This is a genomic window from Pseudomonas sp. 1121_17 (assembly GCF_052850745.1).
The window spans coordinates 93,683-113,002 of record NZ_VXCX01000005.1 but is presented as its reverse complement, the minus strand read 5'-3'; the positions used below and the strand labels follow the sequence as shown (position 1 = coordinate 113,002).

Sequence of the window (19,320 nt, the reverse complement as noted above, 5' to 3'; positions counted from 1 at the left end):
CTGGTCGCTGTCATCGCTGCTGCTCAGATATCCAGCACCTGCGAAGCAATGCCGAAGTAGATCAACACCCCCACTGCATCAGCCACCGACGTCACCAACGGCCCGCTCGCCGTGGCTGGGTCGAGATTGATCCGGCTGAGCAGAAACGGCAGGCTCATGCCAATCAGGCTGCCGATCAAGACGATCACCAGCATGCTGCTGGCGACGATAAAGGCGATATCCGCACCGCCGCGCAACATCCCCAGCGAAGCTACCGCCACTGCCATGGTCGCACCCAGCGCCAGGGCCACGCCGCACTCGCGGCCAAGCATCCGCAACCAGTCCGCCATGACCACCTCGCCCGTCGCCAGGCCTCGTACCATCAGGGTTGCCGACTGCGCACCAGCATTGCCGCCGCTGTCGACCAGCAAAGGCAGGAAGAACACCAGGGCGATATGCGCAGCGATGGTTTCCTCGAACGCAGCGATGCCCGCGCCCGAGAACAGGTTGCCGAACACCAGCAGCACCAACCACAGCACACGTTTGCGGTAGAGCAAACCCAGAGTTGCATCGCGCAGGTTACCAACGTGATTGGCGATCAACGCGCCCTTGTGGAAGTCTTCGGTGGCTTCTTCCACCACCACATCCAACGCTTCGTCACAGGTCACCAGACCGACCAGGCGGCCGTCGTCGTCGAGCACTGGCACCGCCAGCAGGTCATGCAGGCGAATCAACCGCGCCACCTCTTCCTGCAAGGTGTGCACGCTGACGCTGATGATATTGCGCACCATGACCTGTTCAATCGCCGCCTCGGGTGCTGCCAGGATCAGCTCGCGCAGCGACACGGTGCCGAGCAGGTTGCGCTGCTCATCGAGCACATAGGACTGGTAGATGGTTTCGGCATCGGCCGCCTCGCGGCGCAGCATGTCGATTGCCTGGCTGGCGCTCAAACCGCTGTCCAGGCTCGAGTAATGGCTGATCATCAGCGCACCGGCGGTGCCGGCCGGATGGCGCTGCGACTGCAACAGTTGGTCACGTCGAGCCTGGGCGGCGCGGCGCTGGTTGGCTTGCGCCTCTACAAAATCAGGGGAGTAGTGCATGCGGTGTCTCCAGGCGCCGACGCGGGCGCCTGCAGCCCTCACCCTCTCAGGTGCAAGCCTTCGGCAGCCCTGGCGCCAGCGCGCTCAGTGCCAGAATGCAGGTTCGTGATGAACTGAAAACTGGGAAGGTCCATTGAGGGTGTATCTCGTCGAGCCGCACATGCGGCGCGGCGATAATAGGCAGCTGACGCGGGGACGTCAGCACGCAATTGCCCGGTTGTACGCATTTGGGAAAGCTCCTACGACAGTTCGGCCAACACCTAGCCGATATCCACCCGGCACATCGGCCTCCCTTCACGGCCGCAGCGGTGTAGAATCGGCCTATTCATCGCCAGTCATCCCCGGCGGGTTTATGAGCTCTGGTCGAGCTTGCGGCGATCCCGTAGTGTTTTCGACCTCATCCGTGCCAGTGGCAACCGGCCTGCGGTGCAAAGGACAAGAGAAGCTCACTTCCCTTTTTTCTGACCTGATTCAGCCGCCAGGAGTGCTTCATGCCTGATTATCGTTCCAAGACTTCCACCCACGGCCGCAACATGGCCGGTGCCCGTGCCCTGTGGCGCGCAACCGGGATGAAGGACGAAGACTTCAAGAAACCGATCATCGCCATCGCCAACTCGTTCACCCAGTTCGTCCCTGGGCATGTGCACCTCAAGGACCTGGGCCAACTGGTCGCTCGCGAGATCGAGCGCGCCGGTGGCGTGGCCAAAGAGTTCAATACCATTGCGGTCGACGATGGCATCGCCATGGGCCACGACGGCATGCTCTATTCGCTGCCCAGCCGCGAGATCATCGCCGACTCGGTCGAGTACATGGTCAACGCCCACTGCGCCGACGCCATCGTGTGCATCTCCAACTGCGACAAGATCACCCCTGGCATGCTCATGGCTGCACTGCGCCTGAACATCCCGGTGATCTTCGTCTCCGGCGGTCCGATGGAAGCTGGCAAGACCAAACTCGCCAGCCACGGCCTGGACCTGGTCGACGCTATGGTCATCGCCGCCGACTCTACCGCCAGCGATGAAAAAGTCGCCGAGTACGAGCGCAGCGCCTGCCCGACCTGTGGCTCGTGCTCCGGCATGTTCACCGCCAACTCGATGAACTGCCTGACCGAAGCACTCGGCCTGGCCCTGCCTGGCAACGGTTCGACCCTGGCCACCCACTCCGACCGTGAGCAGCTGTTCCTCACTGCCGGCCGTACCATCGTCGAGCTGTGCAAACGCTACTACGGCGACAACGACGCCTCGGTGCTGCCGCGCAACATCGCCAACTTCAAGGCGTTCGAAAACGCCATGATGCTCGACATCGCCATGGGCGGCTCGACCAACACCATCCTGCACCTGCTCGCTGCAGCCCAGGAAGGTGAGGTCCAGTTCGACCTGCGTGATATCGACCGGCTGTCGCGCAAGGTGCCGCAGCTGTGCAAGGTTGCGCCGAACATTCAGAAGTACCACATGGAAGACGTCCACCGCGCCGGCGGCATCTTCAGCATCCTCGGCTCGCTGGCCCGTGGCGGCCTGCTGCACACCGACCTGCCGACCGTGCACAGTCCGAGCATGGAAGAAGCCATCGCCAAATGGGATATCACCCAGACCGACGATGAAGCTGTGCACACCTTCTTCAAGGCCGGCCCTGGTGGCATCCCGACGCAGACCGCGTTCAGCCAATCGACCCGTTGGGAAACCCTCGACGACGACCGTGAAAACGGCTGCATCCGCAGCTTCGAGCATGCCTATTCGCAAGAAGGCGGCCTCGCCGTGCTGTACGGCAACATCGCCCTTGATGGCTGCGTGGTGAAAACTGCCGGTGTTGACGAATCGATCCACGTGTTCGAGGGCAACGCGAAGATCTTCGAGAGCCAGGACAGCGCTGTGCGCGGCATTCTGGCCGATGAAGTACAGGCCGGCGACATCGTGATCATCCGTTACGAAGGCCCGAAAGGCGGCCCGGGCATGCAAGAGATGCTCTACCCGACCTCGTACCTGAAGTCCAAAGGCCTGGGCAAGGCCTGCGCCCTGCTCACCGACGGCCGCTTCTCTGGCGGTACCTCGGGCCTGTCGATCGGCCACGCTTCGCCTGAAGCCGCTGCCGGTGGCGCGATTGGCCTGGTGCGCGATGGCGACAAGGTGTTGATCGACATCCCCAACCGCTCGATCAACCTGTTGGTCAGCGATGAGGAGCTGGCCACCCGCCGCGCCGAGCAGGACAAGAAGGGCTGGAAGCCGGTGGAAGTGCGTCCGCGCAAAGTCACCACGGCGCTGAAGGCTTACGCGCTGCTGGCGACCAGTGCCGACAAGGGTGCTGTGCGCGACAAGGCGTTGCTCGACGGCCTGTAAGGTTTTTCGGCAAAAACAGACCGGCGCCTGGTGCGCCGGTTTTTTTTCGCCTATACCCAGCCTTCCCGCTCAGGCAGCGCTCATCAGGTGAAACGGTTTGTTTATTGCGACGTCCAAGACGTTGTTATTCCATACCGGCATAAGCACATTCCATTCAGGTATAAATTCGTTTGTTTTCAAGCTGTTAGCATTTACGTTCGCAATCGCGCCCAGACGCGAAGCCCCCTATTTAGATCCCGGAGCTGTAATGAACCTGCCGTTGTCACTTAATCTGCTGGCGTTTCTGGCCCTGCTGCTGGGCCTGGCGCAAACCCGCCGCACCGATTGGAGCCTGGCCAAGAAGGTCCTGCTCGGGTTGGTCATGGGCGTAGGGTTCGGCCTGGCCTTGCACACTGTTTACGGCGCAGGGCATCCGGTGCTCAAGGCCACCATCGGTTGGCTCGATCTGGTCGGTAACGGCTATGTCGGACTGTTGCAGATGATCGTCATGCCGCTGATCTTTGCCTCGATCCTCAGTGCGGTTGCGCGCCTGCACAATGCCTCGGCGCTGGGCCGGATCAGTGTGCTGAGCATCGGCACATTGCTGCTGACCACTGCCATCGCAGCCTTGATTGGTGTATTGCTGACCAACCTGTTCGGCCTCAGCGCCGAGGGCCTTGTCGCGGGCATCCCCGAAGCGGCGCGGCTGCAGGCGATCCAGAGTGACTATGCCGGCAAGGTCGCCGACCTCAATATCCCGCAGCTACTGCTGTCGTTCGTGCCGAGCAATCCGGTTGCCGATCTGGCCCGGGCCAAGCCGACCTCGATCATCAGCGTGGTGATCTTCGCCGTGTTCGTTGGCCTGGCGGCACTGCAACTGATCAAGGATGACCGCGAAAAAGGCGAACGCGCGCTGTCGGCCATCGACACCCTGCAAGCCTGGGTCATGCGCCTGGTGCGCCTGGTGATGAAGCTGACCCCGTACGGCGTGCTAGCGTTGATGACCAAGGTGGTCGCCAGCTCGAACATCGAAGACATCCTCAAGCTGGGCAGCTTCGTGCTGGTGTCGTACCTCGGCCTGGGCCTGATGTTCGTGGTACATGGCCTGATCCTGGCCGCCACCGGAGTCAGCCCACTGCGCTTTTTGCGCAAGGTCTGGCCGGTGCTGACTTTCGCCTTCACCAGCCGCTCCAGTGCGGCGAGCATTCCGCTCAATATCGAAGCACAGACCCGGCGCCTGGGCGTGCCGCAATCGATCGCCAGCTTCAGCGCATCGTTTGGCGCAACCATCGGCCAGAACGGCTGTGCCGGCCTCTATCCGGCCATGTTGGCGGTGATGGTGGCGCCAGCGGTGGGCATCGATACCTTCGATCCGCTGTGGATTGCCACTTTGATCGCCATCGTCACCTTGAGCTCGGCGGGTGTCGCAGGTGTGGGTGGCGGCGCGACCTTCGCCGCGTTGATCGTGCTGCCGGCGATGGGCCTGCCGGTCGAGCTGGTGGCGCTGTTGATCTCGGTCGAGCCGCTGATCGACATGGGCCGCACCGCGTTGAACGTGAATGGCTCGATGACCGCAGGCGTGGTCACCAGCCAGTTGCTCAAGAGTACCGACAAGGCCGTGCTGGACGATGAGCAGCACGCCGAGCTGAGCCACACCTGAAACGCACAAGGGCCGCATCGCGGCCCTTGTCTATCAACGCTTGTTCCACACCTCGAAGTAATAGCCAGGCTTGCCTTGTTCCGCCTGGGCTTCACTCGAATCCAGTGTCCACTGCTGCGCGTCGAACTCCGGGAACCACGCATCGCCCTGCGGCGACAGTTCGACCCGGGTCAGGTACATGCGGCTGACCAGCCCCTGCTCCAGCGCCAGCGCGTACAACTGCGCGCCGCCAATCAGCATCAGCTCATCGACGCCCTGCTCGTGTGCCCATTGCTCGGCACGTGCCAGCGCCTGCTCCAGCGAGGGGAACACCTCGGCGCCTTCCAACTGCAAGCCAGGCTGGCGGCTGACGACGATGTTCAGCCGCCCTGGCAGCGGCCGGCCCAGCGAATCCCAGGTCTTGCGGCCCATGATGATCGGCTTGCCGAGGGTGGTTGCCTTGAAGTATTTGAAGTCCCCCGGCAGGTGCCAGGGCATGGAGTTGTCGATGCCGATCACGCGGTTGCTGGCGCAGGCCGCGATCAGGCTGAGGGGGAGAGATGTCTTCATGCAGACGAGGATAGCAAACCGTGACTGGGTTAAGCTTGTGCCCTGACCTGTGCATTGGAAGACCTTGTGACTGCACCCACTCCACTCGACAAGCGCTGGCTCACCGAAGCGGTCCGCCTGCGCGAGGAACATGCCGGCCCTCTGGAAGATCAGGAAGCCAACCGCCGCGCCCGCCAGCAAGGCGGCGACCTTGCTGCGCGGATCGAAACCCGCGCCCTGTGGCTGGCCGAACGCGATGGCCTGGCCGAGGCGTTGCGCCACTGGAAACAAGGCGCGCGGCTGGCCCTGCTGGCAATGATGATGCTGGCGGTAGTCAGCGGCGCCGGCCTCGGACTGGCCGCGCTTGGCGATGGTCAACGCCCGGTCAATGTGTTCTGGGCACTGGGCAGCCTGCTCGGGCTCAACCTGCTGATGCTGATCGGCTGGGCAGGCGGCCTGCTGTTCGCCGGCGAGCAAGGGGCAACCCTGGGCCGGCTGTGGCTGTGGCTGAGCGAGCGCTTCGCCCGCGACGCCAAGGCCGCGCACCTGGCGCCGGCGCTGGTAGTGCTGCTGCAACGTAAGCGCCTCAACCGCTGGTTGCTCGGTGCCCTGGTGCATGGCCTGTGGCTGTTGGCGATGATTGCCGCAGTGGTCATGCTGCTGGCATTGCTGGCAACCCGCCGTTACGGCTTTGTCTGGGAAACTACCCTGCTCGCCGCCGAGCCGTTCATTACCCTGACCCACATCCTTGGCGCCCTGCCCTCGCTGCTCGGCTTTGCCGTGCCGGACGAAGCGATGATCCGCGCCAGCGGCGCGACCCTGCCGGCGCTGGATATAGCGCGCCAGGCCTGGGCCAGCTGGTTGCTTGGGGTGGTGCTGGTGTATGGCCTGCTGCCGCGCCTGCTGCTGGCGCTGCTGTGCCTGTGGCGCTGGCGCCAGGGCCGTAATCGGCTGCAACTGGACGTGAGCCTGCCCGGTTATGCGCACTTGCGCGAAGCGCTGATGCCCAGCAGCGAACGGCTGGGCGTGCAGGACGCAGCACCGGAATTACTGCCGGAGTTTCACGCCGGGCACCTGGACGCCAGCGCCAGCGGTGCAGTGCTGGTCGGCCTGGAACTGGATGATCAACGCCCCTGGCCGCCAGCGTTGCCGGCGGGAGTGAGCGACGCCGGCCTGCTCGACAGCCGCGAGTCGCGCAACAAGCTGCTTGAGCAACTCAGCCGCTTCCCGCCGGCCCGCCTGGCCATCGCCTGCGACCCGCGCCGCTCTCCAGACCGTGGCAGCCTGGCGCTGCTCGCCGAACTGGCGCGCAACGCAGGCGCCACGAGGATCTGGCTGCTGCCGGCGCTTACCGGGCAGACCTTGGACAGGGCGCGCCTGAGCGACTGGCACGAAGCCCTCGACCGCCTCGGCCTGCCCTATGCCGACAGTGCCCCTTTGAACTGGTTGGAGCAAGGCCATGACTGAGCCGCTGAAACTGGCCGTGGTCGGCCACACCAATGTCGGCAAGACCTCGCTCCTGCGCACGCTGACCCGTGACGTCGGTTTCGGCGAAGTCTCGCATCGTCCCAGCACCACCCGCCACGTCGAAGGTGCGCGGCTGTCGGTGGATGGCGAGCCGTTGCTGGACCTGTTCGACACGCCAGGGTTGGAAGATGCCATCGCCCTGCTCGACTATCTCGAACGCCTGGAACGGCCCGGCGAACGGCTGGATGGCCCGGCCCGGCTCGAGCGCTTTCTGCAAGGCAGCGAAGCCCGTCAGCGTTTCGAACAGGAAGCCAAGGTGCTGCGCCAGTTGCTCGCCAGCAATGCTGGGCTGTATGTGATCGATGCCCGTGAGCCGGTATTGGCCAAATACCGTGATGAACTGGAAGTGCTGGCCAGCTGCGGGCGACCGCTGCTGCCGGTGCTCAACTTTGTCGCCAGCAGCGAGCACCGCGAGCCGGAATGGCGCGAAGCCCTGGCACGGCTGGGCCTGCATGCACTGGTGCGGTTTGATAGCGTGGCCCCGCCGGAGGACGGCGAGCGCCGCCTGTATGAAAGCCTCGCGCTGCTGCTGGAAGAGTCACGTCCCGCCCTGCAACGGCTGATCGAGGATCAGCAGGCACAGCGCCTGGCCCGCCAGCACAGCGCCAAGCGCCTGATCGCCGAACTGTTGCTCGATTGTGCCGCCTGCCGGCGTAGCGTCGAGGCCCAACCGGCGGCCGAAGCGCAGGCGATCGAAGCCCTGCGCCAAGCAGTGCGCCAGCGCGAGCAACGCTGTGTCGAGGGGTTGCTCAAGCTGTATGCGTTCCGCCGCGAAGACGCCAGCGCAGGCGACTTGCCGTTGCTGGATGGGCGCTGGGGCGATGATCTGTTCAACCCGGAAACCTTGAAACTGCTTGGTGTGCGCCTGGGCAGCGGCGTTGCTGCCGGTGCAGCCGCGGGCGCCGGCGTTGATTTGCTGGTCGGCGGGCTGACCCTGGGCGCCGCTGCGCTGGCCGGTGCAATCGCTGGCGGCGCACTGCAAACCGCACGCAGCTACGGCTCGCGCTTGCTCGGCAAGCTCAAGGGCCAGCGGGAATTGACCGTGGATGACGCTGTGCTGCGGCTGCTGGCGTTGCGTCAGCAGCAGCTTCTCAAGGCCCTGGACAGCCGCGGCCATGCGGCGCAGCAGAGCATTCAGCTGCAGGCGGGGGATGACAAGGCCTGGCGCGAGGGCAAGCTGCCCGAAGCCCTGCACAGGGCCCGGGCACACCCGCAGTGGTCGTCGCTAAACCCTGGCGCACGGCTCAATCAGGCCGAGCGCCAGGAGCAACTGGAGCAGTTGCTCGAACAGCTTTGAGTTACTGCTGGGCGACCTTCTCTGACTTGCCGTCGTAGCGCTTGCGCCACTCGGCAAGGATCTTGTCGCGGTTCTGCGAGGCCCAGGCAAAGTCGTTTTTGATCAGGCGCTGCTCATAGTCTGCCGGCAACTCGGTCTGCGGCTTGGCAATGCCGGGGGCAGCGAGCACGGCGAAGTTCTCCTTATACAGGTCCATCGCCGCAGGGCTGGCCGAGAAGTCTGCCAGGCGCTTGGCGGCAGCGGCCTTGGGCGTGCCCTTGATCACTGCAGTGGCTTCAATCTCCCAGCCCAGGCCCTCCTTGGGCAGGATGATGTCCAGCGGCGCGCCCTGGCGCTTGAGCTGCACGGCCGGGTACTCGAAGGAGATGCCGATCGGGAACTCACCCGATGCCGCCAGCTTGCACGGCTTGGAGCCGGAGTGAACGTACTGGCCGATGTTCTGGTGCAGGCCGTCCATGTAAGCCCAGCCCTGCGGCTCGCCAAAGGTCTGCAGCCAGGCGCTGACGTCGAGGAAACCAGTGCCCGATGAGGCCGGGTTGGGCATGACGATCTTGCCCTTGTACTCAGGCTTGGTCAGGTCTTGCCAGCTGACCGGCTTGCTCAGACCCTGCTTCTCGGCCTCGACGGTGTTGAAGCAAATGGTCGCGGCCCATATATCCATGCCCACCCAGGCCGGCGGATTGGCGGCGTCGCGGTAGTTCTTCGAGATCGTCGCCAGGTCCTTCGGCGCATAGGCTTCGAGCATTTTCTGCTGGTCGAGAATGGCCAGGCTGGACGCCGCCAGGCCCCACACTGCATCAGCCTGCGGGCGGTCTTTCTCGGCCAGCAGCTTGGCGGTAATGATCCCGGTGGAGTCGCGCACCCACTTGATCTCGATGTCCGGGTTGGCCTTTTCGAAGGCCTGCTTGTAGGTCTTCAGCTGCTCGGCTTCGAGCGCGGTGTAGACCGTCAGCTGAGTCTCTGCGGCAGACACCTGCAGGCTGAAAAAGGCGCTGATGGCAGCAGCAAGGGCAACTGGCTTGAACATGGTGCGGTTCCTTTCAGGGTGGGCAGGCAGTCAATGGCCGGGCGCGGATTGGCGCCAGGCCTGGGAGCGGCGCAGCAGGCCGCGCGAGGCGGCGGCCAGCAGCAACGAAGCGGTAGCACTGGTGAGCAGGATCAGCGTCGACATCGCCGCAGCGCCGCCAACGTTGCCGGCATCGTCCATGTTCAACACCGCCACGGCGGCGAGGACGGTGTCGGGGCTGTAGAGGAAGATCGCCGCCGACACCGTGGTCATCGCCGAGACGAACAGGTAGCGGATGATGTCGAGCAAGGCCGGCAGGCAGATCGGCAGGCTGACCCGCAGAAAATGCCGGTACAGCGGCGCCTTGAGCGACAGCGCTGCGGCTTCGAATTCGCCGTCGAGCTGGCGCAGGGCGGTGGTTGCGGTCATCTGTGCGGTAGTTAGATAGTGCGCAATGGTGCACACCACCAACAGGGTCATGCTGCCGTAGAACACGTGCAGCGGGTTGCTGGCGAGGTTGAAGAAGAAGACGTAACCCAGGCCCAACACCAGCCCCGGCACCGCCATCGGAATGAAACTGAGCAGTCGCAGCGACTGGTTGAGCAGCCGTTGGCCCTGGGTTTTTTCCATCAGGTAGGCGCCAACGAAGATCACCAGGCTGCCGATCAAGGCCGTGCACAGCGCCATGCTCACACTGTTGCGATAGGCCAGCCAGCCACCGCCGGCGGTGTCTTCAAACAGGTAGTGCTTGAACGACAGCGACAAGTTGTAAGGCCAGAAGGTAACCAGCGACGAATACACCGCCATGCCCACCACCGCCAGCAGCACGCTGCACACCAGTACCACCACCGGGAGAAATACAGCATCGCGACGGCGCGACGGCTTGGGCTCGAACACCTGCGCCCGGCCACTCATGGCCTGGCCCTGGCGCCGGCGGAGCCAGGCATCGACAGCAAAACTGAACAGCGCCGGCAGCAGCAGGACCATGCCGATCAGTGCACCTCGGCCAAACTGCTGCTGCCCTACCACGGCTTTGTAGGCTTCCAGCGCCAGCACCTGATAGTCACCGCCCACCACCACTGGCACACCGAAGTCGGTGATGGTCAGGGTGAACACCAGGCAGAACGCGGCAAACACGGCCTGGCGGGTCGCCGGCCAAGTCACGCTGAAGAATGCCCGCACTGGTCCCGCGCCCATGCTCGAAGCCGCTTCGAACAGCCGCGCATCGGCCAGCGACAGCGCTGACAGCAGAATCATCAAGGCATGCGGGAAGGTATAGATGGCCTCACCGACAACGATGCCCCAGAAGCCGTAGATGTTGTCGTTGAGCAGGCTGCGCAGCAGGCCCTGGTTGCCGAACAGATAGACCAGCGCAATCGCCGGCAACATCGACGGGGCCAACAACGGCAGCAGGGAAACCCCCCGCCACAGTGGTTTGGCCGGGATCAAGGTGCGCTGCAGGGCGTAGGCAAACAGATACGCCAACGGTATGACGATAGCGGCCACGGTGAAGGCAACTGCCAGGCTGTTACCGAGCAGCCAGCGGAAGTTGGCGCTGGCAAACAGCTCCCGTGCTGCCAGCAAGCCGCCGCCCTGGCCGGCGTCGCCGCTGAAGCCGCGCCAGAAGATCGCCAGCAGCGGCAGCAACACTGCCACGATCAGCAGCACCAGCAGCAGGCTTTTGCCGCCGAGCACAAAGATCCGGTCGGCCAGCGCAACGCCGTTGCCTCGGTCCGCCGTGGCCAGGTTCAAGGGCATGGAGATTGGCCCGGCCATCTCAGGCAAACACCTGCAGGCTCTGCGGCGGCAGCGCCACCCAGATGTCCTGAGAACCAAGGCGCGGCATGGCCTCCGGCGCCAGCTCGGCAAGTAGGGTATGCCCCGGCAGAGTGTGCAGCTCAAAGGCCATGCGGCAACGGTTACCGAGGAAGGTAACTTCGCGCACCTTGGCCGGGAACAGGTTTTCTTCATGCACCAGCGGGTTGACCGTGATCGCCTCAGGGCGACAGAACAGCCGACCGCTGCTGGCCGCACCGGCATTGGCGGCCAGGCGCAGGTTCATCCCGCCGACCTGGGCGTGGCTGGCACTGTTGCGCTGGAACGGCAGCCAGTTGCCCTGGCCAACGAACTCGGCCACGAATGGCGTGGCCGGCCGGTCGTAGATCGCTTGCGGGGTGTCGTACTGCTCGACCTGGCCGTTGTTCATCACGGCTATGCGGTCGGCCATCAACATGACTTCGTCCTGGTTGTGCGTGACCATCAGGGTGGTGATTCCGAGCTGGCGCTGCAGTTGGCGCAGCTCGCCACACAGGTGCTCACGTACCCGCGCATCCAGCGCCGACATCGGCTCGTCCAACAATAACAAAGACGGCGCCGGGGCCAGGGCGCGGGCTAACGCCACCCGCTGTTGCTGACCACCGGACAACTGGCTTGGATATTTCTTCTCGCTGCCAAGCAGGCCGACCAACTCAAGCATCTGCCCGACCCGCTGGCGCGCTTGGTCGCGGCTGCTGGCATTCAGACCGTAGGCTATGTTGGCCTCGACCGTGAGGTTGGGGAACAGCGCATAGGACTGGAACAGGATGCCGTAGTCGCGGGCCTGCGGCGGCAGCTCGGAGATGTCGCGCTCGCCCAGGTACAGCTCGCCACGGTCTTGCCGCTCGAGGCCGGCGATGCAACGCAGCAGGGTGGTCTTGCCGCAGCCGGACGGCCCGAGCAGGCACACCAGCTCGCCGGCACCGATATCCAGGGAAACGTTGTTCAGCGCAGCGAAGGCGCCGAAGCGTTTGTCGAGACCGCGCACTTTTACCGGTGCGCCAGGTGTAGGGGTAGCGTGGGTCATGGCCAGGCCTCGTGATCAGATAGACGCCATGCTAGGGAGGCAATGCGAAGGTTCTGTGGCGTTCAGGGCAAAGCTGGCGATAGTGCCATAGGCAGATTTGGGAGTGGCCGTGCTGGCCTTTGCGTAAGGAAGCCTGCCGCAGCACTTACAACTGAATGCCCGATACTTCCTGCGCGACACCAAGAAACGCCGCTGGCAGGCGCGCCTGGCGCCGCTCCTTGAGGCAATACAGGTACTCGTGCATGACCGGTGCACCTTCCAGGGTGAGCACGGCCAGCTCGGGGTTATGCGGTACCTCATGGCGGGCGATGATGCTGATGCCGATGTTGCGCAGCACGGCCTCGCGGATCGACTCGCGGCTGCCGATCTCAAGCAAGGTGCCGACCTTGACCCCACGCCCGGCAAGCATCTGTTCGGTCATCAGCCGCGTGGTTGAACCCTGCTCGCGCATCAGCAGGCAATGACCGGCCAGGGCATCGATGGCCAGCGTCTGCCGTTGCGCCAACGGATGGCTGCGGTGCACGGCCACCACCAGCGGGTCCGTACCCAGCACTCGCCGCACCAGCCGTGCATCCTCGACCAGTTGCGAGGATGCGGCGACATCCACGCGATAGTCTTCGAGCATCTCCAGCACCTGTTGCGAGTTGCCGATTTCCACCGCTACGTCCACCTGCGGCAGGCGTTGGCGAAAAATTTTCACCAGGTCGAGAATGTAATACGGCGCGGTGGCGGCGATGCGCAGACTGCCCTGGGCCTGGCCGCTGTTGCGTAGCTCGAACTCGATGTCCGCTTCCTGCTGCAGCAAGGTCTTGACCATCGGTAGCAGGCGCGCGCCGCTCTCGCTCAATACCAGCCGGCGCCCACCGCGGTAGAACAGCTCCACCGCGTAGTGGCTTTCCAGCTGGCGAATCTGCGTGGTCACCGTGGGCTGGCTGAGCCCGAGCTTCTTCGCGGCCTGGGTGATGCTGCCCAGGCGGGCAACCATGTAGAAGGCCTTGAGCTCGGAACTCAGCATGCAGATCCCTTATTTGCGCAGCAGGCGCAGACCGTTGAACACTACCAGCAGGCTCACGCCCATGTCGGCGAAGACCGCCATCCACAGGGTGGCCATGCCGGTAAAGGTAACCACCAGGAAGATCGCCTTGATCCCCAACGCCAGGACGATGTTCTGGGTGAGGATGGCCGCGCTGGCGCGAGAAAGCCTGACGAATGCCGGGATTTTGCGCAAGTCGTCGTCCATAAGGGCCACATCGGCGGTTTCAATCGCCGTGTCGGTTCCCGCTGCCGCCATGGCGAAGCCGATTTCAGCGCGGGCCAGTGCCGGTGCATCGTTGATGCCGTCGCCGACCATGCCGACCCGGTGCCCTTGGGCGTAGAGCGCTTCGATGGTCTTCAGCTTGTCGCTTGGCAGCAGGTTGCCCTCGGCTCGGTCGATACCTACCTGGGCAGCGATCGCTTGCGCGGTGTGCGGATTATCACCGGTCAGCATGACCGTTTTGATACCCAGCTCATGCAATTCGGCAATCGCCTGGCGGCTGCTGTCCTTGACGGTATCGGCTACGGCGAACAGCGCCAGCGGGCCGCTGCTATCGAGCAGCAGAACCACGGTCTTGCCTTGGCGCTCCAGCGTATCGAGTTGCGCTTCCAGTTGCGGCGAGCACAGGCCCAGCTCTTCGACCAGGCGATGGTTGCCCAGGTGGTACAGCTGGCCGTCGATCTCGCCACGCACACCGCGCCCGGACAGCGCGGCGAAGTTGCTGACGTCGCTCAACGGCAGCTGCTGCGCTTGGGCAAACTGCGCGATGGCCCGCGATACCGGGTGGTCGGAGCGCTCGCCGAGGCTGGCAGCCAGCGCCTGGGCGCGGTCTGCAAAGAGCGGATCAAGCGCGCTGAAATCGGTCTGCACCGGTTTGCCATGGGTGATCGTGCCGGTCTTGTCCAGGGCCAGGAAGTCCAGCTTGCGCCCGCCCTCCAGATACACCCCGCCCTTGATCAGAATGCCCTTGCGCGCGGCGGCGGCAAGGCCACTGACAATCGTCACCGGGGTCGAAATCACCAGTGCACATGGGCACGCCACTACCAGCAGGACCAGTGCACGATAGATCCAGTCAAACCAGACGCCGCCCATCAGCAGCGGTGGCAGAATCGCCACGGCCAGGGCCAGGGCAAACACCACCGGGGTGTAGATGCGCGAGAACTGATCAACAAAGCGCTGGGTCGGCGCACGCGCGCCCTGCGCTTCTTCCACAGCCTTGATGATCCGCGCCAGGGTTGACTGGCCGGCAAGGGCAGTAACTTTGTACTCCAGCGCGCCTTCCTGGTTGATGGTGCCAGCGAACAGCTTGTCGCCTACAACCTTCTCCACGGGCAGGCTTTCGCCGGTGATCGGCGCCTGATCGACACTCGATTGCCCGCTGAGCACTTCCCCGTCGAGGCCGATGCGCTCGCCAGGACGCACCCGCACCAACGCGCCGAGCGCTACACCACGCACTTCCACCTCAAGCCACTGGCCATCGGCCTGCTGCACGGTGGCCATGTCCGGGGTCAGCTGCATCAAGCCGCCGATGGCGTTGCGCGCGCGGTCCAGCGAGCGCGCTTCGATCAACTCGGCAACGGTGAACAGCACCATCACCATCGCCGCCTCGGGCCATTGGCCGATCAATACGGCGCCGGTCACCGCGATGCTCATTAGCGCGTTGATGTTGAGGTTGCGGTTTTTCAGCGCGATCCAGCCCTTTTTGTAGGTGCCCAGACCGCAGCCAAGAATGGCTGCCAAGGCCAGCAAGGCCACCACCCACTCCGGCGCTAGCGCGCTGAAGTGCACGATTTCGGCGGCAATTGCCGCCACTGCCGACAGTGCCAGCGGCCACCAGTGGGTCTTGGCGGCAGGCGCAGCGGCGCTGTCTTCATCGTCAGTCAGCGGCTCGGCGCGCATGCCCAGGCTGTCGACCGCCCGCTCGATTGCGTCCGTGCCTTGCAGCGTATGGCGCACGCCGAGCACACGGTTGATCAGGTTGAATTCAAGCTGCTCGATACCGGCCATCTTGCCCAGCTTGTCCTGGATCAAACCTTGCTCGGTCGGGCAGTCCATGGCCTGGATGCGAAAACGGCTGAGCTGCGCATCGCTGCTGGCCTGCTCGGTCAGTTGCACCAGCGCAGGAGCAGGCTCGCCGCCACAGCAGCTGTGGGCTTTGGTGTCTTGGCAAGCGCTCTTGGCGGCATGCGCATTCTGGTGCTCATGGCCGTGGTTATGGGCGTCATGGTCATGCGCGTGGTCATGGCTGACAGGCTGGTTCATGGAGTCGTCCTTAGCTGATGCGCCGATCCCTTGAGCAGCCTTTGCGCGGCAAAGACGCTCGGTCACAGGGTAGTTATTGCCAAGTGAACACCCTGTAGCCACTATAGGGTCAAGCCATCTGCAGAGGATTCGTGATGAAAATCGGGGAATTGGCCAAAGCCACTGACTGCGCCGTCGAGACCATCCGCTACTACGAGCGCGAGCAACTGCTGCCCGAGCCCGCCCGCAGCGACGGCAACTACCGGCTGTACACACAAGCACACGTCGAGCGCCTGACCTTCATCCGCAACTGCCGTACGCTGGACATGACCCTGGACGAGATCCGCAGCCTGCTGCGCCTGCGCGACAGCCCAGAGGGCCAATGCGGCAGCGTCAACGCGCTGATCGACGAGCACATCGACCACGTCCAGGCCCGCATCGACGGCCTGCTGGCACTGCAAGAGCAACTGGTCGACCTGCGCCAACGCTGCACCGCACCCGGGGCGGAATGCGCAATTCTGCAGCAGTTGGAGGTGAATGGTGCGGTGTCAGTGCCAGAGACCGAGCAATCGCATGTGGGCAGGAGTCATGGACATTGATCGAGCCTGTACCAACGACACAGATCGGATGCGTTCAAGCTGAAGCGGCCGTAGCTTTTTCCGGCCTGACCTCGTTTTTTTTGAATTCCTGCCAGTAGTCACCTTCGAAAAAGGTCATCGACACGATGTTCTTCTGCAATAGGCTAATGCTGAAAAGGCTCCCGATCTCATCCGCCCGGCTCGCGGCGGTGCAGCGGTCTTCAGTACCGTCGTCAATACCTGACGCCCGGCCTTTTTTAACCGCGTCGTAGACTTTGTCGTAGAAGGTGGTGAACTCGACAGTCAACTGGTCCTTGTCGCGAAAGCCGCTGTAAATCGGGATGATCGAGAAACCTTCATCGTTGTTTGAGTCATGATCCTGCAGGTTTCCGAAGTACTTTACCCAACCGATATACACCTTGCGATCTTCCATGCTGAACATGTACAGCCGTTTGTTGAACAGCGAATCGAGCAACAACGCCTGATGGGTACTGGTGGGCAGCATGGTTTCGAGGATGAAAGAACGAGTGAGGTAGTCGTTTTTCAACCCGTGGCGGTAACGGGTGATCCTGAAACGGACCTTGGCGGCCAAGTAGGCATAGATAGGCGCAGAGAGGATTGCCACCAGCATGGTCGTGAACAGGTGTCGTTCTTTGCGTGCGGTGAACCCGCGTTCATTTAGCAAGTCTGCGAGCCCAAGAAAACCATCGGTGGCCCACTCGGCAAGGAAAACAATTGCCAGCCAAGGCAATGTGAGCACGAGTCCTCTCATCGCGATATGAAGGTACAGTGACTGCCCTTCGTATTTTGCAATGAGTGTCTTGTCGTAGAAGTTGTACTTACAGTAGATGAAGCCGCAGATCAGGATAGGTAATACGAGAAGAAACCCCATTACCCGACCTAGTTGTGCCTTGAAATCGCGGTCTTGGCGGCCTCGCAGGCACGCGCAAACTCAGCATCCTGCAGGATGGTAGAGGTCGACATAGAGACAGCCCCATGATCACTGACCTGCACCTGCTCCGCGACCCTGTTGAGTCGCCTGGCGATCGCCATGGCTTCATCGGAGGGCGGGTAAACCCATTGCAGCAGAGTTTCCAAGATATTTTTGCCGCTCATACAATCATTCCTCTCCAGGCACCGCCTGAACACATACCCCAAGCGTAGCAGCGGACTCGCTGCTGACCGCCAAATCGGTTGCGGAGCCTAGGATACAGCATCTCCTGCATTCACATAGGAGACTGGTCAAGCAGGGTGTTTCGGATCATGTCGAGCGTGGTTAGCTGAAAGTCAGAACAGCTGGCGCATGCGTCCAGATGCAAGCGCCCAACCGGGCATATCGGGGCACCTGTCCCCGCGACCAATCCGAATTACACCGCCATCGGAGCCGTCAGTGGCGGGTGATGCTCGTAGCCTTCGAGGCTGAAGTCGCTCGGCTCGATCTTCTCCAGCCACTCCGGCTCGTACACCCCAGTCTTGGCAAACTCAGGCACGCGGTCGCTGATCACCAGTTGGGGTGCCGGCAATGGCTCGCGGGTGAACTGCTCGTTGAGCATGTCCAGGTGGTTCTCGTACACATGGGCGTCGCCGATGAAGTAGGTGAACCAGCGCGGGGTGTAGCCGGTCAGGCGGCCGAACAGCGACAGCAGCGCAGCGCCTTCGGTGAGGTTGAATGGCGTGCCCAGGCCGAGGTCATTGGAGCGGATGTAGAGGGTCAGGGAGATTTCCCTGGTCTCGACATTGGGGTGGAACTGGTACAGCAAGTGGCACGGCGGCAGGGCCATTTCGTCGAGCTGGGCGCAGTTCCAGCCGTGGAACAGGATGCGCCGGCTGCCCGGGTCCTTGGCGATGGTATCGAGGCACTGACGCACCTGATCGATGGCCTTGTAGAGGATGACGAACGCCTGGCCGTCTTCTTCGTCCCGGGCGATCTGGCGGAAGCCTTGTTGCTCGGCCATGGCGATGGCTGCCGGGTTGCTCAGCGGCACGCGCTTGTAGCCCGGCCACTGGCGCCATTGCACGCCGTAGATTTCGCCGAGGTCGTCATGCCCCTGACGGAACGGGTTGGCCAGCCACTGGGCGTTTTCGTTGGCGTTCTGGTCCCATACCTTGCAGCCCAGCTCGCGGAACTCGCCGGCGTTTTTCACCCCGCGCAGAAAACCGACCATCTCGCCGATGGCCGACTTGAACGCCAGGCGGCGGGTGGTCACGGCCGGGAAGCCTTTCTGCAGGTCGAAGCGCAGCATGGCGCCGGGCAGGCTGATGGTGCGCACGCCGGTGCGGTTGCTCTGCAGGGTGCCGTTGTCGATGACGTCGCGGACCAGATCTAGATACTGTTTCATGACTTACCTGTAACGAGAACGGCAGGGGGATCGCCCCTGCCGTGGAAATCAGACCGCGGCGTTGGCCGTGGGTTTGCGGTTGTACGCCAGCCAGATCAGCACGATGCCGCCAATGATCATCGGCAGGCAGAGCAACTGGCCCATGGTCAACCAGCCAAAGGCGATGTAGCCAAGCTGGGCATCAGGCACACGCACGAACTCGACGATGAAGCGGAAGATGCCATAGAACAGCGCGAACATGCCGGACACGGCCATGGTCGGGCGCGGCTTGCGCGAGTACAGCCAAAGGATCAGGAATAATGCCACACCTTCGAGGGCAAACTGATACAGCTGCGACGGGTGACGCGGCAGCTGCGCAGGGTCGCTGAACGGCGGGAAGACCATCGCCCACGGCACGTCGGTCGCCTTGCCCCATAGCTCGGCGTTGATGAAGTTGCCGATGCGCCCGGCGCCCAGGCCGATCGGCACCAAGGGCGCAACGAAGTCCATCAGTTCGAAGAACGACTTGTTGTTGCGCTTGCCGAACCACAGCGCGGCCAGCATCACGCCGATAAAGCCGCCGTGGAACGACATGCCGCCCTTCCACACTTCGAATATCAGCGTCGGGTTGGCCAGGTAGGCGTGCAGGTCATAGAACAGCACATAACCCAGGCGTCCGCCGACGATTACCCCCATCGACAACCAGAACACCAGGTCAGAGAGCTTCTCGCGGCTCCAGGTCGGGTCGAAGCGGTTCAGCCGGCGCGAGGCCAGCAGCCAGGCACCGCCGATGCCGATCAGGTACATCAGGCCGTACCAATGGATTTTCAGCGGCCCGATGGCCAGGGCCACGGGGTCGATCTGCGGGTAAGGCAGCATGGTGATTCCTCTCGATC

At 63.3% G+C, this 19,320-nt stretch carries 16 protein-coding genes; 5 read left to right on the top strand and 11 right to left on the bottom strand.

The window, feature by feature from the left end; translation table 11 throughout:
* Nucleotides 1–23: 23 nt before the first annotated feature.
* The gene (gene mgtE, locus FW789_RS12415) at nucleotides 24–1,079 is read right to left on the bottom strand and encodes a magnesium transporter (protein WP_186701173.1); all 1,056 of its coding nucleotides are present in this window, start codon (nucleotides 1,077–1,079) and stop codon (nucleotides 24–26) included.
* Nucleotides 1,080–1,570: 491 nt separating this feature from the next.
* On the opposite strand from mgtE, the gene ilvD reads away from it, so the two are divergent.
* Both ilvD and FW789_RS12405 read left to right on the top strand, forming a co-directional pair.
* Nucleotides 1,571–3,412 carry a dihydroxy-acid dehydratase gene (gene ilvD / locus FW789_RS12410; protein WP_314877034.1) on the top strand — a complete coding sequence of 614 codons (1,842 nt, stop codon included), beginning with the start codon at nucleotides 1,571–1,573 and terminating at the stop codon, nucleotides 3,410–3,412.
* 247 nt (nucleotides 3,413–3,659) lie between these two features.
* Nucleotides 3,660–5,051, top strand: a complete 1,392-nt coding sequence (locus FW789_RS12405; RefSeq protein ID WP_411563979.1) for an L-cystine transporter — start codon at nucleotides 3,660–3,662, stop codon at nucleotides 5,049–5,051.
* 33 nt (nucleotides 5,052–5,084) lie between these two features.
* Here the strand turns inward: FW789_RS12405 and FW789_RS12400 are convergent, their stop codons facing one another.
* A complete protein-coding gene (locus FW789_RS12400) occupies nucleotides 5,085–5,600 on the bottom strand; it encodes a dihydrofolate reductase (protein ID WP_446431508.1) in 516 nt (171 codons plus the stop codon).
* A gap of 54 nt (nucleotides 5,601–5,654) precedes the next feature.
* On the opposite strand from FW789_RS12400, the gene FW789_RS12395 reads away from it, so the two are divergent.
* Nucleotides 5,655–7,046 carry a DUF2868 domain-containing protein gene (locus FW789_RS12395; RefSeq protein ID WP_446431507.1) on the top strand — a complete coding sequence of 464 codons (1,392 nt, stop codon included), beginning with the start codon at nucleotides 5,655–5,657 and terminating at the stop codon, nucleotides 7,044–7,046.
* Nucleotides 7,039–8,403 carry a GTPase/DUF3482 domain-containing protein gene (locus FW789_RS12390; protein ID WP_181088331.1) on the top strand — a complete coding sequence of 455 codons (1,365 nt, stop codon included), beginning with the start codon at nucleotides 7,039–7,041 and terminating at the stop codon, nucleotides 8,401–8,403. The genes FW789_RS12395 and FW789_RS12390 overlap by 8 nt, the downstream gene beginning before the upstream one ends.
* 1 nt (nucleotide 8,404) lies before the next feature.
* Here the strand turns inward: FW789_RS12390 and FW789_RS12385 are convergent, their stop codons facing one another.
* The 5 genes from FW789_RS12385 to FW789_RS12365 form a co-directional block, all read right to left on the bottom strand.
* Nucleotides 8,405–9,430: a putative 2-aminoethylphosphonate ABC transporter substrate-binding protein gene (locus FW789_RS12385; protein ID WP_446431506.1), complete on the bottom strand. Its 1,026-nt coding sequence runs from the start codon at nucleotides 9,428–9,430 to the stop codon at nucleotides 8,405–8,407.
* Nucleotides 9,431–9,460: 30 nt separating this feature from the next.
* Nucleotides 9,461–11,185: a putative 2-aminoethylphosphonate ABC transporter permease subunit gene (locus FW789_RS12380; protein WP_446431505.1), complete on the bottom strand. Its 1,725-nt coding sequence runs from the start codon at nucleotides 11,183–11,185 to the stop codon at nucleotides 9,461–9,463.
* A gap of 1 nt (nucleotide 11,186) precedes the next feature.
* Complete coding sequence (locus tag FW789_RS12375; protein ID WP_446431504.1) at nucleotides 11,187–12,251, bottom strand: putative 2-aminoethylphosphonate ABC transporter ATP-binding protein; 1,065 nt, start codon at nucleotides 12,249–12,251, stop codon at nucleotides 11,187–11,189.
* A 145-nt stretch (nucleotides 12,252–12,396) separates the two neighbouring features.
* Nucleotides 12,397–13,266: a LysR family transcriptional regulator gene (locus FW789_RS12370; RefSeq protein WP_101315402.1), complete on the bottom strand. Its 870-nt coding sequence runs from the start codon at nucleotides 13,264–13,266 to the stop codon at nucleotides 12,397–12,399.
* Between the two features lie 9 nt (nucleotides 13,267–13,275).
* Complete coding sequence (locus FW789_RS12365) at nucleotides 13,276–15,549, bottom strand: heavy metal translocating P-type ATPase (RefSeq protein WP_446431503.1); 2,274 nt, start codon at nucleotides 15,547–15,549, stop codon at nucleotides 13,276–13,278.
* Nucleotides 15,550–15,683: 134 nt separating this feature from the next.
* Here FW789_RS12365 and cadR point away from each other — a divergent pair, with 134 nt between their 5' ends.
* Nucleotides 15,684–16,127: a cadmium resistance transcriptional regulator CadR gene (gene cadR, locus FW789_RS12360; RefSeq protein ID WP_186701165.1), complete on the top strand. Its 444-nt coding sequence runs from the start codon at nucleotides 15,684–15,686 to the stop codon at nucleotides 16,125–16,127.
* Nucleotides 16,128–16,161: 34 nt separating this feature from the next.
* Here the strand turns inward: cadR and FW789_RS12355 are convergent, their stop codons facing one another.
* The 4 genes from FW789_RS12355 to lgt all read right to left on the bottom strand — a co-directional run bounded on the left by FW789_RS12355 (nucleotide 16,162) and on the right by lgt (nucleotide 19,303).
* A complete protein-coding gene (locus FW789_RS12355; protein WP_446431502.1) occupies nucleotides 16,162–16,998 on the bottom strand; it encodes a hypothetical protein in 837 nt (278 codons plus the stop codon).
* Between the two features lie 8 nt (nucleotides 16,999–17,006).
* Nucleotides 17,007–17,222: a hypothetical protein gene (locus tag FW789_RS12350; protein ID WP_181105841.1), complete on the bottom strand. Its 216-nt coding sequence runs from the start codon at nucleotides 17,220–17,222 to the stop codon at nucleotides 17,007–17,009.
* Nucleotides 17,223–17,473: 251 nt separating this feature from the next.
* A complete protein-coding gene (locus tag FW789_RS12345) occupies nucleotides 17,474–18,445 on the bottom strand; it encodes a thymidylate synthase (protein WP_446431501.1) in 972 nt (323 codons plus the stop codon).
* Nucleotides 18,446–18,493: 48 nt separating this feature from the next.
* Complete coding sequence (gene lgt / locus FW789_RS12340) at nucleotides 18,494–19,303, bottom strand: prolipoprotein diacylglyceryl transferase (protein ID WP_101315394.1); 810 nt, start codon at nucleotides 19,301–19,303, stop codon at nucleotides 18,494–18,496.
* Nucleotides 19,304–19,320 lie beyond the last annotated feature (17 nt).

Coding starts and splice junctions, on each gene's coding strand:
- cadR (WP_186701165.1), top strand. CDS start 15,684: ATGAAAATCGGGGAATTGGCCAAAGCCACTGACTGCGCCGTCGAGACC.
- FW789_RS12400 (WP_446431508.1), bottom strand. CDS start 5,600: ATGAAGACATCTCTCCCCCTCAGCCTGATCGCGGCCTGCGCCAGCAAC.
- FW789_RS12380 (WP_446431505.1), bottom strand. CDS start 11,185: ATGGCCGGGCCAATCTCCATGCCCTTGAACCTGGCCACGGCGGACCGA.
- FW789_RS12350 (WP_181105841.1), bottom strand. CDS start 17,222: ATGAGCGGCAAAAATATCTTGGAAACTCTGCTGCAATGGGTTTACCCG.
- FW789_RS12365 (WP_446431503.1), bottom strand. CDS start 15,549: ATGAACCAGCCTGTCAGCCATGACCACGCGCATGACCATGACGCCCAT.
- FW789_RS12390 (WP_181088331.1), top strand. CDS start 7,039: ATGACTGAGCCGCTGAAACTGGCCGTGGTCGGCCACACCAATGTCGGC.
- FW789_RS12370 (WP_101315402.1), bottom strand. CDS start 13,266: ATGCTGAGTTCCGAGCTCAAGGCCTTCTACATGGTTGCCCGCCTGGGC.
- FW789_RS12405 (WP_411563979.1), top strand. CDS start 3,660: ATGAACCTGCCGTTGTCACTTAATCTGCTGGCGTTTCTGGCCCTGCTG.
- FW789_RS12355 (WP_446431502.1), bottom strand. CDS start 16,998: ATGGGGTTTCTTCTCGTATTACCTATCCTGATCTGCGGCTTCATCTAC.
- ilvD (WP_314877034.1), top strand. CDS start 1,571: ATGCCTGATTATCGTTCCAAGACTTCCACCCACGGCCGCAACATGGCC.
- FW789_RS12345 (WP_446431501.1), bottom strand. CDS start 18,445: ATGAAACAGTATCTAGATCTGGTCCGCGACGTCATCGACAACGGCACC.
- FW789_RS12375 (WP_446431504.1), bottom strand. CDS start 12,251: ATGACCCACGCTACCCCTACACCTGGCGCACCGGTAAAAGTGCGCGGT.
- FW789_RS12385 (WP_446431506.1), bottom strand. CDS start 9,430: ATGTTCAAGCCAGTTGCCCTTGCTGCTGCCATCAGCGCCTTTTTCAGC.
- mgtE (WP_186701173.1), bottom strand. CDS start 1,079: ATGCACTACTCCCCTGATTTTGTAGAGGCGCAAGCCAACCAGCGCCGC.
- lgt (WP_101315394.1), bottom strand. CDS start 19,303: ATGCTGCCTTACCCGCAGATCGACCCCGTGGCCCTGGCCATCGGGCCG.